The 19,127-nt window shown below is 62.0% G+C and carries 18 protein-coding genes and 1 other RNA gene; 12 read left to right on the forward strand and 7 right to left on the reverse strand.

Going from position 1 to position 19,127, the window contains the following annotated elements:
• Positions 1-41: 41 nt before the first annotated feature.
• From WA904_RS16195 to htpX, 10 genes are all read left to right on the forward strand, one after another.
• A complete protein-coding gene (locus tag WA904_RS16195; RefSeq protein ID WP_425198153.1) occupies positions 42-1,865 on the forward strand; it encodes an ABCB family ABC transporter ATP-binding protein/permease in 1,824 nt (607 codons plus the stop codon).
• Positions 1,866-2,057: 192 nt separating this feature from the next.
• A complete protein-coding gene (locus WA904_RS16200; RefSeq protein WP_425198154.1) occupies positions 2,058-3,011 on the forward strand; it encodes a LysR family transcriptional regulator in 954 nt (317 codons plus the stop codon).
• Positions 3,012-3,433: 422 nt separating this feature from the next.
• The gene (locus WA904_RS16205) at positions 3,434-4,333 is read left to right on the forward strand and encodes an amino acid ABC transporter substrate-binding protein (protein ID WP_425198155.1); all 900 of its coding nucleotides are present in this window, start codon (positions 3,434-3,436) and stop codon (positions 4,331-4,333) included.
• Positions 4,334-4,465: 132 nt separating this feature from the next.
• Positions 4,466-5,188, forward strand: a complete 723-nt coding sequence (locus WA904_RS16210; RefSeq protein ID WP_425198156.1) for an amino acid ABC transporter permease — start codon at positions 4,466-4,468, stop codon at positions 5,186-5,188.
• 1 nt (position 5,189) lies between these two features.
• Positions 5,190-5,876 carry an amino acid ABC transporter permease gene (locus WA904_RS16215; RefSeq protein ID WP_425198157.1) on the forward strand — a complete coding sequence of 229 codons (687 nt, stop codon included), beginning with the start codon at positions 5,190-5,192 and terminating at the stop codon, positions 5,874-5,876.
• A gap of 28 nt (positions 5,877-5,904) precedes the next feature.
• The gene (locus WA904_RS16220; RefSeq protein ID WP_425198158.1) at positions 5,905-6,642 is read left to right on the forward strand and encodes an amino acid ABC transporter ATP-binding protein; all 738 of its coding nucleotides are present in this window, start codon (positions 5,905-5,907) and stop codon (positions 6,640-6,642) included.
• 83 nt (positions 6,643-6,725) lie between these two features.
• A complete protein-coding gene (pyrC, locus tag WA904_RS16225) occupies positions 6,726-7,778 on the forward strand; it encodes a dihydroorotase (protein ID WP_425198159.1) in 1,053 nt (350 codons plus the stop codon).
• The gene (locus WA904_RS16230) at positions 7,778-8,557 is read left to right on the forward strand and encodes an NYN domain-containing protein (RefSeq protein WP_425198160.1); all 780 of its coding nucleotides are present in this window, start codon (positions 7,778-7,780) and stop codon (positions 8,555-8,557) included. The genes pyrC and WA904_RS16230 overlap by 1 nt, the downstream gene beginning before the upstream one ends.
• Positions 8,554-9,303, forward strand: coding sequence for a DUF3025 domain-containing protein (locus WA904_RS16235; protein WP_425198161.1), 750 nt, complete (start codon positions 8,554-8,556; stop codon positions 9,301-9,303). Before WA904_RS16230 ends, WA904_RS16235 begins: the two co-directional genes overlap by 4 nt.
• 111 nt (positions 9,304-9,414) lie before the next feature.
• Positions 9,415-10,299 carry a protease HtpX gene (htpX, locus tag WA904_RS16240; RefSeq protein ID WP_425198162.1) on the forward strand — a complete coding sequence of 295 codons (885 nt, stop codon included), beginning with the start codon at positions 9,415-9,417 and terminating at the stop codon, positions 10,297-10,299.
• A gap of 259 nt (positions 10,300-10,558) precedes the next feature.
• Here the strand turns inward: htpX and WA904_RS16245 are convergent, their stop codons facing one another.
• From WA904_RS16245 to WA904_RS16255, 3 genes are read right to left on the reverse strand one after another with little or no spacing between them, the layout of a single operon-like run.
• Positions 10,559-11,098: a hypothetical protein gene (locus tag WA904_RS16245; RefSeq protein WP_425198163.1), complete on the reverse strand. Its 540-nt coding sequence runs from the start codon at positions 11,096-11,098 to the stop codon at positions 10,559-10,561.
• On the reverse strand, positions 11,095-11,535 hold the full coding sequence (locus WA904_RS16250; protein WP_425198164.1) for a hypothetical protein: 441 nt from the start codon (positions 11,533-11,535) through the stop codon (positions 11,095-11,097). Before WA904_RS16250 ends, WA904_RS16245 begins: the two co-directional genes overlap by 4 nt.
• A gap of 32 nt (positions 11,536-11,567) precedes the next feature.
• Positions 11,568-13,235: an NAD(P)/FAD-dependent oxidoreductase gene (locus WA904_RS16255; RefSeq protein ID WP_425198165.1), complete on the reverse strand. Its 1,668-nt coding sequence runs from the start codon at positions 13,233-13,235 to the stop codon at positions 11,568-11,570.
• 125 nt (positions 13,236-13,360) lie between these two features.
• On the opposite strand from WA904_RS16255, the gene rnpB reads away from it, so the two are divergent.
• Positions 13,361-13,688: RNase P RNA component class A (rnpB, locus tag WA904_RS16260), an RNA gene on the forward strand.
• A gap of 43 nt (positions 13,689-13,731) precedes the next feature.
• Here rnpB and WA904_RS16265 read toward each other — a convergent pair.
• From WA904_RS16265 to WA904_RS16280, 4 genes are all read right to left on the reverse strand, one after another.
• On the reverse strand, positions 13,732-14,376 hold the full coding sequence (locus tag WA904_RS16265; RefSeq protein ID WP_425198166.1) for a flavin reductase family protein: 645 nt from the start codon (positions 14,374-14,376) through the stop codon (positions 13,732-13,734).
• A gap of 79 nt (positions 14,377-14,455) precedes the next feature.
• Positions 14,456-15,376: a polysaccharide deacetylase family protein gene (locus WA904_RS16270; protein WP_425198167.1), complete on the reverse strand. Its 921-nt coding sequence runs from the start codon at positions 15,374-15,376 to the stop codon at positions 14,456-14,458.
• Between the two features lie 299 nt (positions 15,377-15,675).
• Positions 15,676-16,239, reverse strand: coding sequence for a hypothetical protein (locus tag WA904_RS16275; RefSeq protein ID WP_425198168.1), 564 nt, complete (start codon positions 16,237-16,239; stop codon positions 15,676-15,678).
• 39 nt (positions 16,240-16,278) lie between these two features.
• Positions 16,279-17,931: an MBL fold metallo-hydrolase gene (locus WA904_RS16280; RefSeq protein ID WP_425198169.1), complete on the reverse strand. Its 1,653-nt coding sequence runs from the start codon at positions 17,929-17,931 to the stop codon at positions 16,279-16,281.
• A gap of 136 nt (positions 17,932-18,067) precedes the next feature.
• Between WA904_RS16280 and WA904_RS16285 the strand changes: the two genes are divergently transcribed.
• Complete coding sequence (locus WA904_RS16285) at positions 18,068-19,069, forward strand: tripartite tricarboxylate transporter substrate binding protein (protein WP_425198170.1); 1,002 nt, start codon at positions 18,068-18,070, stop codon at positions 19,067-19,069.
• The last annotated feature ends 58 nt before the right edge of the window (positions 19,070-19,127 follow it).

Here is a 19,127-nt window from a genome sequence, read left to right on the forward strand (position 1 = left end):
ATCAGTATTGGAAAATTAAAACAACAGGACAATTGTCTCCGATGCGCTCCTATGCCCCCGCTGCTGAACCGCCCCCCGTCCCGGGCGCACCCCCCAAACCCGCGCTGAACCGTTCCGACTGGGCCACGCTGCAGCGCCTGTTCCCCTACCTCTGGGACTACAAATGGCGCGTGCTGGCCGCGCTGGCCTTCATGGTGGGCGCCAAGGTGGCCAACGTCGGCGTGCCGCTGCTGCTGAAAACCCTGGTCGATGCGATGAGCTTCAAGCCGGGCGATGTACAGGCGGTACTCGTGGTGCCGGCCGCGCTGCTGGTCGGTTACGGCCTGCTGCGGCTGTCCACCTCGCTTTTTACCGAGCTGCGCGAACTGGTCTTCGCCAAGGCCACCGAAGGCGCGGCACGGCGTATCTCGCTGGAGGTGTTTCGCCACCTGCACGCGCTGAGCCTGCGCTTTCACCTGGAGCGCCAGACCGGCGGCATGACGCGCGACATCGAGCGCGGCACGCGCGGTGTGCATTCGTTGATCTCCTATTCTCTCTACAGCATCATCCCCACATTGATCGAGGTGGCGCTGGTGCTGACCCTGCTGGCCGTCAAGTTCGACGTCTGGTTTGCCGGCATCACCATCATTGCACTGGTGTTCTACATCAGCTTCACCGTGACGGTGACCGAATGGCGCACCAAGTTCCGCAAAGAGATGAACGAGCTCGACTCCTCGGCGCACAGCCGCGCGATCGACTCGCTGCTCAACTACGAAACCGTCAAGTACTTCAACAACGAGGAGTTCGAGGCACACCGCTACGACGAAAATCTCAAGCGTTACCGCGCTGCCGCCGTCAAGAGCCAGACCACGCTGAGCCTGCTCAACACCGGCCAGCAGCTGATCATTGCTACCGGCCTGGTGGCCATGCTCTGGCGCGCTACGCAGGGCGTGGTGGACGGCCGCATGACCCTGGGCGATCTGGTCATGGTCAACGCCTTCATGATCCAGCTCTACATTCCGCTGGGCTTTCTGGGCGTGCTGTACCGCGAGATCAAGCAGAGCCTGACCGACCTGTCCAAGATGTTCAACCTGATGGAGCGCGAGCGCGAGATCGCTGACCAGCCTGGCGCGCCGGCGCTCAGCCTGCAGGCTTCGCCGGAAGTGCGTTTTGAAAACGTCAGTTTTGCCTACGAACCGTCCCGGCCCATCCTGCACAACATCAGCTTCGTGATACCACCGGGCAAGACGGTGGCCGTGGTGGGTTCGTCGGGCGCCGGCAAGTCCACGCTGGCGCGGCTGCTGTTTCGCTTTTATGACGTCCAGCAGGGCCGAATCACCGTGGCCGGCCAGGATATCAAGCAGGTAACCCAGGCCAGCGTGCGGCAGGCCATTGGCATCGTCCCGCAGGACACGGTGCTGTTCAATGACACGGTGGAATACAACATCGCCTACGGCCAGCCCGGCGCCAGCCGCGCCCAGGTGGAAGAGGCCGCGCGCGCCGCGCGCATCCACGACTTCATCACGTCCACGCCGGCCGGTTACGCCACCATGGTCGGCGAACGTGGCCTGAAACTCTCCGGCGGAGAGAAGCAGCGCGTGGCGATTGCCCGCACGCTGCTGAAAAACCCGCCCCTCATGATTTTTGACGAGGCCACCTCGGCGCTGGATTCGGCCAATGAACGGGCGATCCAGGCCGAGCTGCGCAGCATTGCCGAAAACAAGACCACGCTGGTGGTGGCGCACCGGCTTTCCACCGTGGTCGACGCCCATGAAATCCTGGTGATGGAGGCCGGCCAGATCATCGAACGCGGCACCCATGCCGCCTTGCTGGCGCTGGGGGGGCGGTATGCGTCGATGTGGGCGCTACAGCAGAGTTCTGAGTAATCCTTGAGTGATTTTGGCCTGCAGCCCAATGGCTGTGGGCGCAAGCAGCTATTGTTTAGATAGCAAAAACAGAAGTCTCACCAAGGCCGCTGCAATGCGCTCAGCTTGCCGTCGATGAGCCAGTTCCAGATTGCCGTTCCCGTGGGATTCCCCGTAGGCATCAGCCTGCTTTCAACTCGCATAATTCAATCTATGGAAACCAAATGGCTGGAAGATTTTGTCAGTCTCGCTGAAACCCGCAGTTTCAGCCGCTCGGCGACGCTGCGCCACGTCACGCAGCCGGCATTTTCGCGGCGCATCCAGGCACTCGAAGCCTGGGCCGGCACCGACTTGGTGGACCGCAGCTCGTACCCGACCCGCCTGACGCCAGCCGGAGAAACGCTGTACAGCCAATCGCTGGAGATGCTGCAGAGCCTGCAATCGACCCGCGCCATGCTGCGCGGCCACAATTCGGCCGGCCATGACGTCATTGAGTTTGCCGTGCCGCACACCCTGGCCTTCACCTTCTTTCCAGCCTGGGTCAGCAGCCTGCGCGAGAAGTTCGGCCCCATGAAAAGCCGCTTGATTGCGCTCAATGTCCACGACGCCGTGCTGCGCCTGGTCGAAGGCAGTTGCGACTTGCTGATTGCCTACCACCACGACTCCCAGCCTTTCCAGCTGGACGCCGACCGCTACGAGATGGTCAGCCTGGGGCAGGAGGTGCTGGCGCCTTTCGTCAAGGCCGACGCCGACGGGGCGCCGCTGTTCAAGCTGCCGGGCCGGGCCGGCCAGCCCCTGCCTTATCTGGGTTATGCCCCGGGTGCCTACCTGGGTCGGGTCGTGGACCTGATCCTCAAGCAGTCGAGTACTGCCATCCATCTGGACCGGGTCTACGAAACCGACATGGCCGAAGGCCTCAAGGCGATGGCGCTGGAAGGCCACGGCATTGCGTTTTTGCCCTTCAGCGCCGTCAAGAAAGAGCTTCGGGCCAAAAAACTGGTCAGCGCCGGCCCGGGGCTGGAAATGACCATGGACGTGCGTGTTTATCGCGAGCGGCCGGTAGGCAAGGATGTGGCGAAAAGCCCGGCGCAGGCGCTATGGCACTACCTGGAAAGCCAGGTCCAGCCCAGGGCCTCCGGCAAACCGCGTCTTGGTAGCAACCCTTAGTGGTTATTAAAAAAATGCATAATGCCGCACGCAAACAGCATTGGCTTTTCATGAGCCCTAAATCTACAGTCCGTCACGTTCTGCAAACGCAGGCGAATGCATTCAGAAGGGGCCTGCAAAAGGCTGGTTGGCACGAAGACTGCTTGGCAATGAAGACTAACTGTAGTGGGGGCTGTTTCCTTGTTTAATTCGCTGCTGCCAACAAGCTCCGTTGGCCGATGGCTCAGGAGTGCATCCATTTTTCCGGTTCTGTCGTATGTGCCGGGTGCTGATTTGCAGTGCGCCTTCCAGAAAAACTGGAAGTATCCAGCCGTCCCCACTCCATTCTGGAGGCTGGGGTAAACCTTGGGGCTTCGCCCCGGTACCCCTCCTTAGAATGGCGTTCATTTATCAACTGTTTCACTCAACCCGAAGGAATATCAATGAAACTCAAACTGGCCGCTCTATCCATTGCCTTGCTTGCCAGCAGCGGCGCTTTTGCCCAGGCCACCGACACCCTTGCCAAAGTCAAGGCTTCCGGCGTGATCACCATGGGTGTGCGCGATTCCTCGGGCGCCCTGTCCTACACCCTGGGTGACGGCAAGTACGCCGGCTTCCACGTCGAGATCTGCCAGCGCGTCATTGCCGACGTTGAAAAGGCCGTGGGCCGCAAGCTGGAAATCAAATACCTGCCCGTGACTTCGCAAAACCGCATCCCATTGGTGCAAAACGGCACCGTGGACATCGAGTGCGGCTCGACCACCAACAATGCCACCCGCCTGAAAGACGTGTCTTTCCTGCCAACCACTTTTGTTGAAGAAGTGCGCATCGCCGTGAAAGCCAACTCCGGCATCACCTCGATTGCCCAGCTCAATGGCAAAAACGTCGCCACCACCACCGGCACGACTTCTGTGCAGACCCTGCGCAAGAACGAGCGCGCCAGCGGCATCGACTTCAAGGAAGTCTTCGGCAAGGACCACTCCGACAGCTTCCTGCTGCTCGAGTCCGGCCGTGCCGATGCCTTTGTCATGGACGGCGCCATCCTGGCCGGCAACATTGCCACCTCCAAGAACCCGGCCGATTTCAAGATCGTTGGTGAAGTGCTGAGCGTGGAACCCATCGCCATCATGATTCGCAAGGACGACGCCGGCCTCAAGAAGATCGGTACCACCACCATCACCGGCATGATCAAGTCCGGCGACATGGCCAAAGCCTGGGACAAATGGTTCATGCAACCTATCCCCCCGAAAAACAGCCGCGTCGGCCTGCCGGTGAGCGAAAGCACCAAAGCAGCCTGGGCGAACCCGAACGACAAGCCGATGGAAGATTACGCCAAGAAGTAATCCTGGCATAAGCTGAACCGCAAACCCCGTCTGTATTGTGCTGGCGGGGTTTGTTGTTTACTGGCAGCTGTCCGTGCGAGCGGGAAGGGCGGTTGCCGGTTGGTAGATTGAAAATTCCTGGCAGGAGAAGACATGAATTGGGATTGGCAGGTTTTCCTGAATGACGACGGCAGCGGCCGCACGTATCTTTCGTGGATGTTCGACGCCTGGGGCTGGACCCTGGCCGTAGCGGGCAGTTCCTGGGTGGTGGCCATGGTGGCGGGAAGCCTCATGGGCACCCTGCGTACCTTGCCCAACAGCCCCTGGCTGGTGCGCCTGGCCAATGTCTGGGTCGAGATCTTTCGCAACGTGCCATTGCTCGTGCAGATCTTCATCTGGTATTTTGTTGTACCCAAAATGTTTCCTGCCATGCAGCAGGTCCCCAGCTTTTTGCTGGTCGTGTTCGCCCTGGGCTTTTTTACCTCGGCACGTATCGCCGAGCAGGTCCGTGCCGGTGTGCAGGCCCTGCCGCGTGGCCAGCGTTATGCGGGTATGGCCATGGGGTTCACCACGGCACAGACCTACCGCTACGTGATCCTGCCCATGGCGTTTCGCATCATCATTCCACCGCTGACCAGCGAGTCCATGAACCTGCTGAAGAATTCGTCAGTCGCGTTCGCCGTGTCGATTGCCGAACTGACGATGTTCGCCATGCAGGCCCAGGAAGAAACCTCGCGCGGCGTGGAAATCTACCTGGCGGTCACGCTGATGTACGCCGCTTCGGCTTTTGCGGTGAACCGGGTCATGGCCTTCGTCGAGAAAAAAGTCCAGATTCCGGGCTACATCGTGGCCGGCAGCACCGGCGGGGGGCACTGACATGTTTGGTCTCGACATGAGCTTCCTGAACTGGGACATCATTTCCAAGTTCGTCATCAAGGGTTTCATCTTCAGCGTGGAGCTGACGGTCATCGCCACCATAGGCGGCATCATCCTGGGGACACTGCTGGCGCTAATGCGCCTGTCCGGCCTCAAGGCGCTGATGCTGCCTGCCACCTTCTATGTCAACGGCATGCGCTCCGTGCCGCTGGTCATGGTGATCCTGTGGTTCTACCTGCTGATGCCCAGCGCATTTTTCGACATGATCCCCGGCGGGGCCAACAACCGCTCGGAAATCTCCGCCATCATCACCTTCATTGCGTTCGAGGCGGCCTATTTCAGCGAGATCATGCGTGCCGGCATCCAGTCCATTTCGCGCGGCCAGGTCAATGCGGGCAGGGCATTGGGCATGACCTACGCGCAGAACATGCGCCTGATCATCCTGCCGCAGGCCTTCCGCAACATGGTGCCCATCCTGCTGACGCAGACCATCATCCTGTTTCAGGACACGTCGCTGGTCTATGCCATCGGCGCCTACGACTTGCTCAAGGGCCTGACGACCGCCGGCAAGATTTACGGCCGGCCCGAAGAGGCCTACCTGCTGGCCGCCGTGGTTTATTTCGTGATCTGTTTTGGCTTGTCGTACGTCGTCAAGAAGCTGCAAAACAAGATTGCCATCATTCGCTAACAAGCACCCAAGCTCCCGGAGAAACAAGATGATCGAACTCAAAGAAGTTTCCAAATGGTATGGCCCCGTGCAGGTGCTCAACAACTGCAGCACCAGCATCAAGAAAGGCGAGGTGGTGGTGGTCTGCGGCCCTTCAGGCTCGGGCAAATCAACGCTGATCAAGACCATCAATGCACTCGAACCTTTCCAGAAGGGCGAGATTTACGTCGATGGCCAGGCGGTGCATGATCCCAAGACCGATCTGCCCAAGCTGCGCTCCCGGGTGGGCATGGTGTTCCAGAACTTCGAGCTGTTTCCCCACCTCAGCGTGACGGAAAACCTGACCCTGGCCCAGATCAAGGTGCTGGGCCGCAACCAGGACGAAGCCAAGACCCATGGCCTGAAATACCTGGACCGAGTGGGCCTGATGGCGCACAAGGACAAATTTCCAGGCCAGCTCTCGGGCGGCCAGCAGCAGCGGGTGGCGATTGCCCGCGCGCTCAGCATGGACCCGATTGCGATGCTGTTCGACGAACCCACCTCGGCACTGGACCCGGAGATGGTCGGCGAGGTGCTCGATTGCATGATGGGCCTGGCCGTTGAAGGCATGACCATGATGGTGGTCACGCATGAAATGGGGTTTGCGAAAAAAGTGGGCAGCCGGGTCATTTTCATGGACGTGGGCGGAAAAATCCTGGAGGATTGCTCCAAGGATGAATTCTTCATGCACCCGGAAAACCGGCAGGCGCGCACCAAGGACTTTTTGAACAAAATCCTGGCGCACTGAAGTCGCCTTCCCGGTCTCGGCAAAGCCCCGTTGCGGGGCTTTTTTCATGAGCTTCGCATCCGTGTGGTGCGACAATTCGATGCATGACTGAAGTTAAGACGATCACCCTTACCCGGCCGGACGACTGGCATCTGCATGTGCGCGACGGCGAGGCTTTGCGCACCGTGGTGCCGCACACGGCGGCGCAGTTTGGCCGCGCGATCATCATGCCCAATCTCCGGCCGCCGGTGACCACCGCGGCACAGGCTGTCGCTTACCGGGAACGCATCCGGGCGGCCGTACCTGCGGGCATGCGCTTCGAGCCGCTGATGACGCTGTACCTGACCGACAACCTGCCGCCTGACGAGATCAAGCGGGCGAAGGACGCAGGTGTGGTTGCACTCAAGCTTTACCCCGCAGGCGCCACCACCAACAGCGACGCCGGCGTGACTGACCTGCGCAAGACCTGGAAGACACTGGAAGCCATGCAGCGCGAAGGTCTGTTGCTGCTGGTGCATGGCGAGGTTACCAGCCCGGAGATTGACCTGTTCGACCGCGAGGCGGTGTTCATCGACACGCAGCTGATTCCGCTGCGCCGCGACTTTCCCGAACTCAAGATCGTGTTCGAGCACATCACCACGAAAGAGGCCGCGCAGTATGTGCACGGGGCCGACCGTTTCCTGGGGGCCACCCTCACGGCGCATCACCTGCTCTACAACCGCAATGCCATTTTCACCGGCGGCATCCGCCCGCATTACTACTGCCTGCCGGTGCTCAAGCGCGAAACCCATCGCGTCGCCCTCGTGGAAGCTGCTGCCGGCGGCAACACCCGTTTTTTCCTGGGCACCGACAGCGCACCGCACCCGGCACACCTCAAGGAGCACGCCACGGGCTGCGCCGGTTGTTACACCGCCCACGCGGCCATGGAGCTGTATGCCGAGGCCTTTGACGCCGTGGGCGCCATGGACAGACTGGAGGCCTTTGCCAGCTTCAACGGTGCCGACTTTTACGGCCTGCCGCGCAACACCGGCACCATCACCCTGAAGAAGGAAAGCTGGACGCCGCCCGAAAGTTTTGCTTTCGGCGAGGCCGAACTCAAACCGCTGCGTTCGGGCGAAGCACTGGCCTGGAAACTGGTTGGCAACGGGAGCCCCTGATGGAACGCAAACCGCGCGTCGCACTGCTGATTGATGCCGACAATTCGCCGGCCTCCAAGATCGACCTGATCCTCAACGAGCTCTCCACCTTCGGCGAGACGAACATCCGCCGCGCCTACGGAAACTGGAAAAAAAGCGAGCTCAAGGGCTGGGAAGAAGCGCTGCACGAACACGCCATCAGGCCCATGCAGCAGTTCGACTACAGCAAAGGCAAAAACGCCAGCGACATGGCGATGGTGATTGACGCGCTGGAGCTGCTTTACACCGACAGGCCCGATGCTTTCGGCATTGTCTCGTCCGATGCGGATTTCACGCCCCTGGTGATGCACCTGCGCGCCAAGGGCGCCGCCGTCTATGGCTTTGGCGCGCAGAAAACGCCCGAGCCTTTTGTCAACGCCTGTTCCCGGTTTCTGTACCTCGACAAGCTGCGGCCCATGGTCGCCGTGGACACGCCTGCGGGCGGCAAGGAAGAAGCCGACGCCGTGGCTGCAGCGCCCCTGCGTGCCACGCCGGCGCAGCTCAAGCAGGACGCCAAGCTGGTCATGCTGCTGCGCAACGCCGTGCAGGCTGCGGCCGACGACGAGGGCTGGGCGCGCGTGGGCGCGGTCGGCACGCAGATCGCCAACCAGGCTTCGTTTGACCATCGCAATTACGGTTACGCCACGCTGACCAAGCTGTTGGTGGCGACCCAGCTCTTCGAGATTGCGGACGAAGGCAAGTCCACCGTGATGGTGCGCGACAAGAGGCAGTCCCGGCCGGCCGCAGCCAGGAACGGATGAGCGCTGGCGCGCCTGGTTCTGCGTTGCCCGTCGATTGGGACAGGCCGTGGCTGGAACCCTGGCGTGAACCCGGCCAGCGTATTGCGCAGGCCGTCTCGGGCGGCGCACCATGCCATGAGGCACTGAACCGCGAAGCGGCCGTGCCGGTGTGTTTTGTGCCGCAAGACTGCCTGCCGCCGGACGAAGCCTACGAACAGTTCATTTTTGAAACAGGTACCGTTCCGACGCGTGACAACCTGCACGATTTTTTCAATGGCCTGTGCTGGTTGCGTTTTCCGCTCACCAAGCAAAAGCTCAACCGCTTGCAGGCGGCGCAAATCGCCGCTACAGGCGTCACGCCTTTGCGTGGCCCGGTACGTGATGCGCTGACCGTGTTCGACGAAAACGCGGCCTTTCTGTCGGCGCCGCAGCCCCTGTGGGAGGCCCTGGTCGAACGCGACTGGCAGCAGCTGTTTGTCGGTTTGCGCCCGCTCTGGCAGCAGGCGCGGCTGGTGCTGTTCGGCCATGCCTTGCTGGAGAAGCTGGTTTACCCACGAAAACCGGTCACAGCCCACATCTACCGGGCGCAACCAGCTATGAATTCCATAGCGGATCTGGACGCCTGGGTGGCGGCCGACCTGAGTGCGGACAAGCTCGCCACCAAGCCCTTCCTGCCGCTGCCGGTGCTCGGTGTGCCGGGCTGGTGGCCGGAGAACGAGAACTTTTCCTTTTATGATGACTCTTTCGTATTCCGCCCGCGCCGGTAAACAACACCCAGTAAAAAATCCGGCGCTTGATTTGGGCAGAACCCTCCCCATTTGCCTGCAGCAAGCTCTTGCGTTGCAGCACTTGTTTTTACCGACCTCTACGGAGCATCCATGAAGCGTATTGTTTTATTTGTCCTGACCAACCTCGCCGTTGTGGTGGTGCTGGGCATTGTCGCCAGCCTGCTCGGCGTCAACCGCTACCTCACACCGCAAGGCCTGAACCTGGGCATGCTGCTCGGTTTCGCTGCCGTGATCGGTTTTGGCGGCGCGATCATTTCGCTGCTGATCAGCAAGCCCGTGGCCAAGTGGAGCTCGGGCGTGCGCGTGATCAACGAGCCGCAAAACGCTGACGAAGCTTGGATCGTCGAGACCGTGCGCAAGCTGGCGACCGCGGCCGGCATCGGCATGCCCGAGGTGGGCATTTTCGAAGGCGCGCCCAACGCCTTTGCCACCGGTGCTTTCAGGAACTCGGCGCTGGTCGCCGTCTCCACCGGCCTGCTGCAGGGCATGACGCGTGAAGAAATCGAAGCCGTGCTCGGCCATGAAATCGCCCACGTGGCCAACGGCGACATGGTGACCATGACTCTGATCCAGGGTGTGATGAACACTTTTGTGGTGTTCCTGAGCCGCGTGATCGGTTATACGGTGGACAGCTTCCTGCGCAGGGGCAGCGACAGCAATTCCGGCCCTGGCATCGGTTACTGGATCACCACCATCGTGCTCGACATCGTTCTCGGTTTTGCCGCCGCCATCGTGGTGGCCTGGTTCTCGCGCCACCGCGAGTTCCGCGCCGACGCCGGCGCCGCGCAACTGATGGGCCGCAAGCAGCCCATGATCAACGCGCTGGCCCGCCTGGGCGGCATGGTGCCTGGCCAGTTGCCCAAGGCGGTGGAAGCCATGGGCATCACCGGCAGCATCGGCCAGCTGTTTGCCACGCACCCGCCGATCGAAGAGCGCATTGCCGCGCTGCAGTCGGCCCAGCCCGGCCAAGTCTGAGAGCCTGCGAATCTTTCTACTGCGCGGGCCGATCTGGCCTTTGTGGTGCTCACCGTACGTTTGTACGGCTCCGCTCCTCGAGGCCACCTCGACCCGCTCGCTACGAGATCTTCACAGACTCTGAGGCGCCGGAGCCTTTTTCCAGTTTTAAAAAGCCGCTGCATCCGCAGCGGCTTTTTTTATGCCTTCGCAGCTTGAACAGTAATACTCTGCGCCACCGCTTCGGCGACCTCGATGCCGTCCACGCCCGCCGACAAGTTCAGAGGGACTGCTCCGAGACGGCTTTCAGTCCTTCTTCGATATTTTTCCTGGCTGCCCCTTCAACCGCCAGCCTCAAACGCGTGGCGCCAATTAGCGAATCGCTGAAAGTGGCTGTGTGCGAGGATTTGATGACCTTGCGTAAGACGACGCTTTTGTCAGAGCTTCTTACCAGTGCCCAAGCGGTTTCCATGTCGACTGTAAAAGCTCCGCCAAACACAGGCTTGCTGAGCTGCGTAAGCGATACGGTCAACACATATTCACCGTTTGCCTGAGTCAGGCTTTTGAATAACCCCGATGTTGCAATCGAAGTTTCAATGGCCGCTTTAAGGTCAGCATTCGATATGTTGCTGCTGTCCATGGCGCCGGTTTCACTGCCGCCTCGGGTTTCAACACGCACTGAATAAGGGAATTTCTTCAATACAACAGTTGGCGTAACGGCCATGTTTTCCTTGTGAGCGCTAACCGCGCACCCACCAAGGAGAAGAACAGCGGTCAGGAGAATCAGGACACCGGCAGAGCCGCGATTTATGCTTTTCATTTTGCTGTTCCTTGCTTGAGAATATTGCCTAAGACTTCATCAACCATCTCGGGAGCGGACTTGCGTGTCAGGGATGTGTGAAGCGAATTACCAGTAGCCAATGGGTATTCGGTCTTCGGGTCGCGAACAACTATGGTCAGCTCCAGCATGTACATCGTGATATCCCACCACCACTTGTCAACATAGGTGATCACGGCGTCCACAGGAGAGCCTGGATTTTTGTCTGTCGTTACCTGGTATCCGCGCTTGCGCAAGTTGTCAGCGATCAAAATGTTGACGTCACGCTCGTCCTTGTCAAATTTGGTGATTTGTATGGATTTGATGGTATCGAGCTTTGCCGTCGGATCGACGGTGGCTGTCGCACGATTGATCGCGCAGCCCGTCGTCAAAGTGCCAACCAAGGCCAGCAGGCCAAAGAGTTTCAGTAGATCTTTCAAAATTCCCCCCAAGTTGTTGTGGGGCTAATGTATCAAGAAGTAGCTTTTCTCCCAAGCATTTCTGTGTGCATTTTGACCATCTCTTTGGCCACCGCCTCGGCGACTTCAATGCCGTCCACGCCGGCCGACAAGATGCCACCCGCGTAGCTGGCGCCTTCGCCGGCGGGGTACAGGCCCCGGACGTTCAGGCTCTGGAAATCGTCGCCACGCGTGATGCGCAGCGGTGACGAGGTTCGGGTTTCGACGCCGGTCAGCACGGCGTCAAACATGTCGAAGCCCTTGATCTTCTTGCCGAAGGCCGGCAGCGCCTCGCGCATGGCCGTGATGGCGTAGTCAGGCAGGGCGCTGGCCAGGTCCGTCATCAGCACGCCAGGCTTGTAGGAAGGCTCCACGCCGCCAAGCTGGGTGGATGCTTTGCCGGCGACGAAATCGCCAACCAGCTGCCCCGGCGCTGCGTAAGTGCCGCCACCCAGCGTGAAGGCGTGAGACTCAAGCTGACGCTGAAAGGCAATGCCGGCCAGCGGCCCGCCCGGGTAGTCGGCCGGGGTGATGCCGACCACGATGCCGGCGTTGGCGTTGCGCTCGTTGCGCGAGTACTGGCTCATGCCGTTGGTCACGACGCGGCCCACTTCGGAGGTGGCCGCGACCACGGTGCCGCCCGGGCACATGCAGAAGCTGTAGACCGAGCGCCCGTTGGCCGCGTGGTGCACCAGCTTGTAGTCGGCCGCACCCAGTAGCGGGTGGCCGGCGTGCTGCCCCAGCCGCGCGCGGTCGATCAGGCCCTGCGGGTGTTCGATGCGGAAACCCACCGAGAACGGCTTGGCTTCCATGAAGACGCCGCGTTCATGCAGCATGGCAAAGGTGTCGCGTGCGCTGTGGCCCAGCGCCAGCACCACATGGTCGGCGCGCAGCTCGTAGCTGCTGCCGTCCTGCAGGTTCTGCACGGTCAGGCCGCGGATATGTTTGCCGTCGGGGCCGTCATCGATCAGCACATCGCTGACGCGCTGCTGGAAGCGGATCTCGCCGCCCAGCGCCGTGATCTGCTCGCGCATGTGTTCCACCACTTTGACCAGCTTGAAGGTGCCGATGTGCGGCTTGCTGACCAGCAGGATTTCCTCAGGTGCACCGGCCTTGACGAATTCGGTCATGACCTTGCGGCCGAGGAAACGCGGGTCCTTGATCTGGCTCCAGAGCTTGCCGTCGGAAAACGTTCCGGCGCCGCCCTCGCCGAACTGCACATTCGATTCCGGATCCAGCACCCCCTTGCGCCACAGGCCCCAGGTGTCTTTGGTGCGTTCGCGCACTTTCTTGCCGCGCTCCAGCACGATGGGTTTGAAGCCCATCTGCGCCAGCAGCAGCGCCGCAAAAATGCCGCAGGGGCCGAAGCCGACCACGACGGGGCGCACGGCCGGTGCGCTGTCCACGCGTGCCACCAGGTGGTAGCTCTGGTCGGGCGCCGGTCGGATGTGGGGGGTGGCTTCAAACTGCCGGAGCAGTGTTTGCTCCAGTTCGGGGCTGGCGAGCTCGACGTCGGCGATGTAGACCAGCAGCAGCTTCTGCTTGCGTGCGTCGTAGCTGCGCTTGTAGATGCTGTGGCGCAGTAGTTCAGCCGGCGTGATGCCCAGCGTTTTGACAATCAGCGCGGGCAGGGCGTCTTCGGGGTGGTCAAGCGGCAGCTTGAGCTCGGTCAGGCGGATCATGGGGGGTTACCTCGTGGATCTGTATTTCGGATCTATGAAGCATTTTAAGCCCATGGCCCAAATGCAGCGGGCGCAGGCAGCTATCAAATCAATAGCGAATGAATTGCCGGGATAATAGGACCCGTGAAGCACGCCAGACTGCCGCTGGTGCAAGGGTGGAAACACCGCACTGGAGGAAGGTCCGGACTGCAAAGGGCAACGTAGCAGCTAACAGCTGTCCACCGTGAGGTGAGGATCAGAGCTACAGAGACGAGCCGGTTCAGTCCGGGTGAAACGAGCAATCTCTACGCGCAGCAATACCAAGTAGGCACACGTTGACGGGGCCCCCGGAGTGTGCGGGTAGGTAGCACCGAGCCGTCTGGCGACAGACGGCCCAGATTAATGGCAGTCACGGGGCGGCGACCGCAAGGAAACCGCTCCGCACAAAATCCGGCCTATCGGCGGGCTTCACACTTTATTCAGGCGAGCGGCGCATGACCGCCGCGCGTGACCGCACTCAGATCTCGTCGATCGCGGTGGACAGCGCGGGGCCGTCCTGCGTACCCGTGGCGGCTTCCAGCGAAAAGCGTTCCCGCGTGTTGGTGTAAAAACTCGCGCCGAACCGCGCTACCGGAAAGTAGTCCTGCAGGCGCACGCGCCAGAGTTCGGTGTCAATCAGGCCCTCGCGGGCATGCAGCCAGTGCACCTGGCCAATAAAAATCTGCCGGCTCGGGGTCTCCAGCAACTCGTACAGCGTGCATTCAAAAGCGGCCGGTGCCTCGGCGATGCGTGGCGGCTTGACGCGTTTCGATGGCGCCGTGGTCAGCCCGACAGCCGCCAGCTCGCTGACATCTGCCGGGAAACGCTCGCCGCAGCGGTGCATCTGCATGGCCATGGCTTCGTCCGTCAGGTGCACGACGAATTCGCCGCTGCGCACGATGTTGGCGGCCGTGTGTTTGAGCTGGCCGTCCTGCAGGCGGTTGATGCTGACCATCACGATGGGCGGCTCTTCGCCCAGCATGTTGAACATGCTGAAGGGTGCCGCGTTGACCACACCATCTTCGCTGAGCGTGGTGATCAGCGCTATCGGCCGCGGCACGATCAGGCTGGCCATCAGCTTGTAGCGCTGGTATTCGGTGATGGCTGAGAAATCGATGTCCATGAGGTGGCTCCGTGTTCAGCCCGGTACCTGAGCCGGGCTTTTTTTTCCGGCTTGCGGTCGGTCCAGGCAGATGCGGCGCTCATGCGCCCGTTTCGGGAAAAATCTGGTCCATGTGGGCGCAGATGGCGCCCGGCGTGGTCAGCCAGAGGCGGCCTTCGTCACGCTGGGCAGCGATATGCTGCAATGCCCGGCGCAAATGGCGCAGCCGGTAAGGCTGGCCCACTAGGTAGGGGTGCAGCGCGATGCCCATGACCAGCGGCTGGCGCACTGACTGCTCCAGCATCTCGTCGAAATTGTCGATGATCATCTGCGCAAAATCCTTGCCGTCCATCTGGCGCGCCACCATCATCGGGATGTCGTTGAGCTCCTGCGGGTAGGGAATGGACCACAGACTGCCGTGGCGCGTCTGCATGCGCACCGGCTGGTCGTCATGGCACCAGTTCAGTGTGTAGCGGTAGCCGGTTTCGGCCAGCAGGTGCGGCGTGGCCAGGCTTTCGGAAATCCAGGGCGACAGCCAGCCGGACGGCACGCTGCCGCTTTCGCTGGCCATGCGGGCGCGGCAATCGGCCAGCATCGCGCGCTCCTGCGCCTCGTCCATGCCGGCCTGGCGTTCGGCATTGGTGTGGCCGTGGGCTATCAGCTCGTCACCGCGCGCTGCAAAGGCTGCCACCAGCTCCGGGCAATGGTCGTACAGCGCCGTGTTGACCAGTGCGCCGGTGGGCAGCTTCAGCGCATCGAACAGTTCCAGGCAGCGCCAGGCTCCCACACGGTTGCCGTACTCGCGCCAGGCGTAATTCAACACGTCGGGCTGCGGCGAGGCCGGGCCCAGGTTGGCGCCCAAACCTTCACCGAAAGCGAAATGTTCGAGGTTGAAACCGACGTAGACCGCCAGCCGCGCGCCGCCCGGCCAGCTGTAGTCCGGCCGCTGGTGGATGGCCTGGTAGGCAAACAGACCATGGCCCGGGATGGGGCGCCCCGCCGTGCCGTGATCACGGCTCATGGCAAGGGCTCCTGGTGGCAAGGTCCGGGCCTGGCGCACCACCACTGGTTTTGCGCCTGGATGTTCGGTTGGGGTGCATGGAATGGAAGGGCATGGGACGGGTATGAGTCGATGTTGCTTGAGCAATTTTGGTGCCCGGATGGCCTCGGAATTGTCTACAACAGGAATGCCGGATGGTTCTCAACAAGAACAGATCATTTAACCTCAGGTGGTGGACCAGATGCGGCGCGGGCCTCAGGGCGTGTGGTGGCCGAAGGCAGGGCGCAATCGTTGCTGGCCGATGGGTCGCTGACGCGGGCTTATGTGGGAGGGGGCTCCGGCTTGACCGGACTGTTGGCCTCGCGCTGCCGCTTGGCGCGCAATACCCGGTGGCGCCAGCGAACCAGGCTCACCGTGTAGCAGACGTAATAGCCCGCCATCAGGCCGAATGCGCCCAGTGTCGCCGGGTGATGGGCAAACTCGGCAAAGCTGCGCTGCGCCGCACTGTCGATGATGTACACCTCGACGGCGCGGTAGGCGAGGCGGGCCACGAAAAGCACTGCGAGCGCGATACCAATGGGACCGTGCGGCGTGTAGTACAGCCCTGCGGGTGTGGGCTCGAACCGCGTGCGACGCAGGGCGAACACCGCCAGGCCCGCGCCCAGGGCCAGGGCCAACGCAAAGGCCAGCAAGTGGGCTGGATAGCGCCAATTTGCCAACGCGATGGCGCCCAGCAACAAGCCATACAGCGTCAGGGTCACAGGCCCGCGGTAGCGGCTCAGCCGTTGCCGGCCCCGGGCACGCCGGAATCGGATCCAGATCCGCCAGGTCAGCAGCGGCACGAGGGCCAGCGTCGCGATGGTCGATGCGGTCGGGGGTGTCATCAGCGTGATGCCTGGGTTTGAAGGGAGTCGGGCCGTGCCCTACAAATTAAATAATCCCTGCGCCTGAATCCGCTCCACATGCGCCAGCAGTGAACGCTTGGCCACCGGCCAGATGCGCGGATCCACATCATCATAGGCCGATGCCACCCACTCATCGATCGAGCCCTGCGGCTGGGCCTGCATCACGCCGATGATCTTGGCTTCGCGTTTGAGGCGGTGGGCCTTGAGCTGGGCGATGACGGTTTTGGCCTCTCCCAGCACGTAGCCGTGGGCCGGGGCAATGAAGTCAATGCCGTGTTCGTCGCAGGCGGCGCTGAGCCGGTCCAGTGAATCGAGGTAGGCGTTCATGTTGCCATCGGGCGGGTCCACCACGGCGGTGCTGCCGTTGAGGATGTGGTCGCCGCTGAACAGAATGCCGTCTTCCACCAGCACCAGGCACAGGTGGTTGGCCGCATGGCCCGGTGTGTGAATGACCTTCAGTGTATGGGTCATTTCGCCTTCCGGCCCTTTACCTGTAAGCGTGAGCAGCTCCTGATTTTGTAGCGACCGGTCAGGGATGAAGGTGCTGGCCGCCCGCGCTGTCGGCGCTGACGACAGGCCCAGGATGGGCGGCGAGTTGCTGCACATCGCCTGCAGCGGCTTGGCACCGGGCGAATGGTCTGCGTGTGAGTGGGTGCACACAATCATGCGGATGTTGCCGCCTGCCGCGCGCCACAAGCGTTGCAGGTGATCGGTGTCGGCCGGGCCGGGGTCAATCGCGATGTAGCCGGTGGCCGGGTCGCCAACCAGGTAGCTGTTGGTGCCGGGGCCGGTCATCACGCCGGGGTTGGGTGCGGTCAGGCGCATCAGGTTTTTGAGCAGGGCCACCGGCTGCGCGCTTTGCCAGTCCAGCGCATGCACCATCTGCCCGTCGGGGCTGGTCAGCGCCAGCTCGCCATAGGGGGCTTCGTGTTCCATGTAGCGCGCTTCGGCGCCAGCCAGCAAACCGGCGCGCGGGCAGGAGGTCCACAGTGGCTGTTCGGAGGCAGCGCAGGCCTGCAGCACAGCATCCACGGTATGGAACTGTTGCAGGCGCTGCAGCGTACGTATGGTCGGGAAGATGATGAAAAAATCGCCGGCCTCATGCCGTGCCAGCGCATCGGCCGGCCGCACCCAGACGGGTTCGAACTGCTCGGCTTCGTCGGCCACTGGCTCCTGGCCGCCCGGCATGCGTGCCACCAGGAAGGGCACGTCAAAGCGGCGCGGCAGGTCGCGGTCGGTGACCCAGTGGGCCAGCACGAACACCTGGTCGCCAGCCAGCGTCAGGCCGCGTTCGCGGCACTGCGCGGCGAACGGCGCCTTGCGGTCCAGCGCGGCAATGTAGTCGCTGCTGGCGTGGCTGCCGTCGGCATGACGGGCCAGTAGCACGCCCAGTTCTTCAAAACTTTCGCGAATGGCGGCGATCGCCTGTGTCAGGTGCAGGTCGGTTTGCGTCGCCCGGCGCGTGGACTGGCCATGCGCCGCCGCATCGGCCGCGTCGATGCCGCCACCGGGGAACACGTAGGCGCCCGGTGCGAAGCTGGCTGTCATCGAGCGCCGCGTCATCAGCACTTCGATGCCCTGGGCGCTGTCGCGCAGCAGGAGCACGGTGGCGGCGGGACGGGTGGGCGCGGGTTGGCGCTGCGGGTACAGGAGTTGGGAAGGTCGGACCATGGGGCTGATTTTGCGCGAAACAGATGCTGGCTGCTGGCAGTGCGATCGTGGGTTGCATGCTAAGTGTTAACCGCAATGGGTTTTCCCATGCGCCATGTCGATACTGGCGCTCACTTCATTTGCAGGACTTTCCACCATGAAACACTGGATTTCCAGAACCGCTCTGGTCATGACGGCCGCAGCGCTGTGCGCCACGTCTTTGAATGCGATGGCACAGGCCACTTCGACGGGCTCAGGACAGGCCTGGCCGGCGAAGCAGCCGATCAAGTTTGTCGCTGTCTTCCCGCCCGGCGGTTCGGTGGACCAGGTGGCGCGCATTCTGGCGGTACCCCTGTCGCAGCAACTGGGCCAGAACATCATTGTCGAAAACAAGGGTGGCGCATCGGGTTCCATCGGCACCGCCGCCGTCGCTGCGGCGCCGGCCGACGGCTACACGTTTGCGGTGGTGTTCGACACCCACGGCGTCAACCCCAGCCTGATTCCCGGCTTGTCGTTCGACACCCGCAAGGACCTGGCGCCGGTCACGCTGATCGGCACGTCGGCCATGGTGCTCGCGACTTTCTCCGCGTCCGAGTACAAGACTTTTGGCGACGTGGTGGCTGCGGCCAAAGCGAAGAAGAATGTCAATTACGGCAGCATAGGCTCCGGCAGCCTGGGCCACCTGGCGATGTCGCTGCTCTCCAAAAGTGGTGGCATCGACTGGCAACACGTGCCCTACAAGGGCGGCGGCCCGCTGATGACCGATGCCGTGGCAGGCCACGTGCCCCTGTCCATCGGCTCGGTGTTTGTGACCAAGCCCCACATCGACAGCGGCCGCCTGCGACCGCTGGCCGTGACCACCAGCAAACGCGCGCCCGAATTGCCCAATGTGCCGACGGTGGCTGAAAGCGGCTTTTCCGGCTTCGACGCTCCGGCATGGTGGGCCATTCTCGCGCCGGCCAAAACGCCGCCCGAGGTCATCAAGCGCATGAACGAGGAGATCAACAAGGCGTTGAAGAACCCCGAGATCGCCACGAAGCTGAGTGCTCAGGGGATCGACATCCTTGGTGGTACGCCCGAGTCGGCCCGCGTCTTCATCGACAAGCAGATCGACACCTGGGCCAAGGTGGTGAAGGACAACGGCATCAAGGCGGATTGAAGGCCGGGGGCAAATAAATAAAAAGAAGGCACGGACTCACATACCGGCACAGCTCGCC

The sequence above is a fragment of the Polaromonas sp. genome, assembly GCF_049790275.1.
Taxonomy (GTDB): domain Bacteria; phylum Pseudomonadota; class Gammaproteobacteria; order Burkholderiales; family Burkholderiaceae_C; genus Polaromonas.

Bases quoted from the DNA above. Each gene is read 5' to 3' on its own strand.
- WA904_RS16285 (WP_425198170.1), top strand. From the start codon at position 18,068: ATGAAACACTGGATTTCCAGAACCGCTCTGGTCATGACGGCCGCAGCG.
- WA904_RS16235 (WP_425198161.1), top strand. From the start codon at position 8,554: ATGAGCGCTGGCGCGCCTGGTTCTGCGTTGCCCGTCGATTGGGACAGG.
- WA904_RS16210 (WP_425198156.1), top strand. From the start codon at position 4,466: ATGAATTGGGATTGGCAGGTTTTCCTGAATGACGACGGCAGCGGCCGC.
- pyrC (WP_425198159.1), top strand. From the start codon at position 6,726: ATGACTGAAGTTAAGACGATCACCCTTACCCGGCCGGACGACTGGCAT.
- WA904_RS16280 (WP_425198169.1), bottom strand. From the start codon at position 17,931: ATGGTCCGACCTTCCCAACTCCTGTACCCGCAGCGCCAACCCGCGCCC.
- htpX (WP_425198162.1), top strand. From the start codon at position 9,415: ATGAAGCGTATTGTTTTATTTGTCCTGACCAACCTCGCCGTTGTGGTG.
- WA904_RS16270 (WP_425198167.1), bottom strand. From the start codon at position 15,376: ATGAGCCGTGATCACGGCACGGCGGGGCGCCCCATCCCGGGCCATGGT.
- WA904_RS16255 (WP_425198165.1), bottom strand. From the start codon at position 13,235: ATGATCCGCCTGACCGAGCTCAAGCTGCCGCTTGACCACCCCGAAGAC.
- WA904_RS16220 (WP_425198158.1), top strand. From the start codon at position 5,905: ATGATCGAACTCAAAGAAGTTTCCAAATGGTATGGCCCCGTGCAGGTG.
- WA904_RS16215 (WP_425198157.1), top strand. From the start codon at position 5,190: ATGTTTGGTCTCGACATGAGCTTCCTGAACTGGGACATCATTTCCAAG.
- WA904_RS16195 (WP_425198153.1), top strand. From the start codon at position 42: ATGCGCTCCTATGCCCCCGCTGCTGAACCGCCCCCCGTCCCGGGCGCA.
- WA904_RS16265 (WP_425198166.1), bottom strand. From the start codon at position 14,376: ATGGACATCGATTTCTCAGCCATCACCGAATACCAGCGCTACAAGCTG.
- WA904_RS16200 (WP_425198154.1), top strand. From the start codon at position 2,058: ATGGAAACCAAATGGCTGGAAGATTTTGTCAGTCTCGCTGAAACCCGC.
- WA904_RS16230 (WP_425198160.1), top strand. From the start codon at position 7,778: ATGGAACGCAAACCGCGCGTCGCACTGCTGATTGATGCCGACAATTCG.
- WA904_RS16275 (WP_425198168.1), bottom strand. From the start codon at position 16,239: ATGACACCCCCGACCGCATCGACCATCGCGACGCTGGCCCTCGTGCCG.
- WA904_RS16205 (WP_425198155.1), top strand. From the start codon at position 3,434: ATGAAACTCAAACTGGCCGCTCTATCCATTGCCTTGCTTGCCAGCAGC.
- WA904_RS16245 (WP_425198163.1), bottom strand. From the start codon at position 11,098: ATGAAAAGCATAAATCGCGGCTCTGCCGGTGTCCTGATTCTCCTGACC.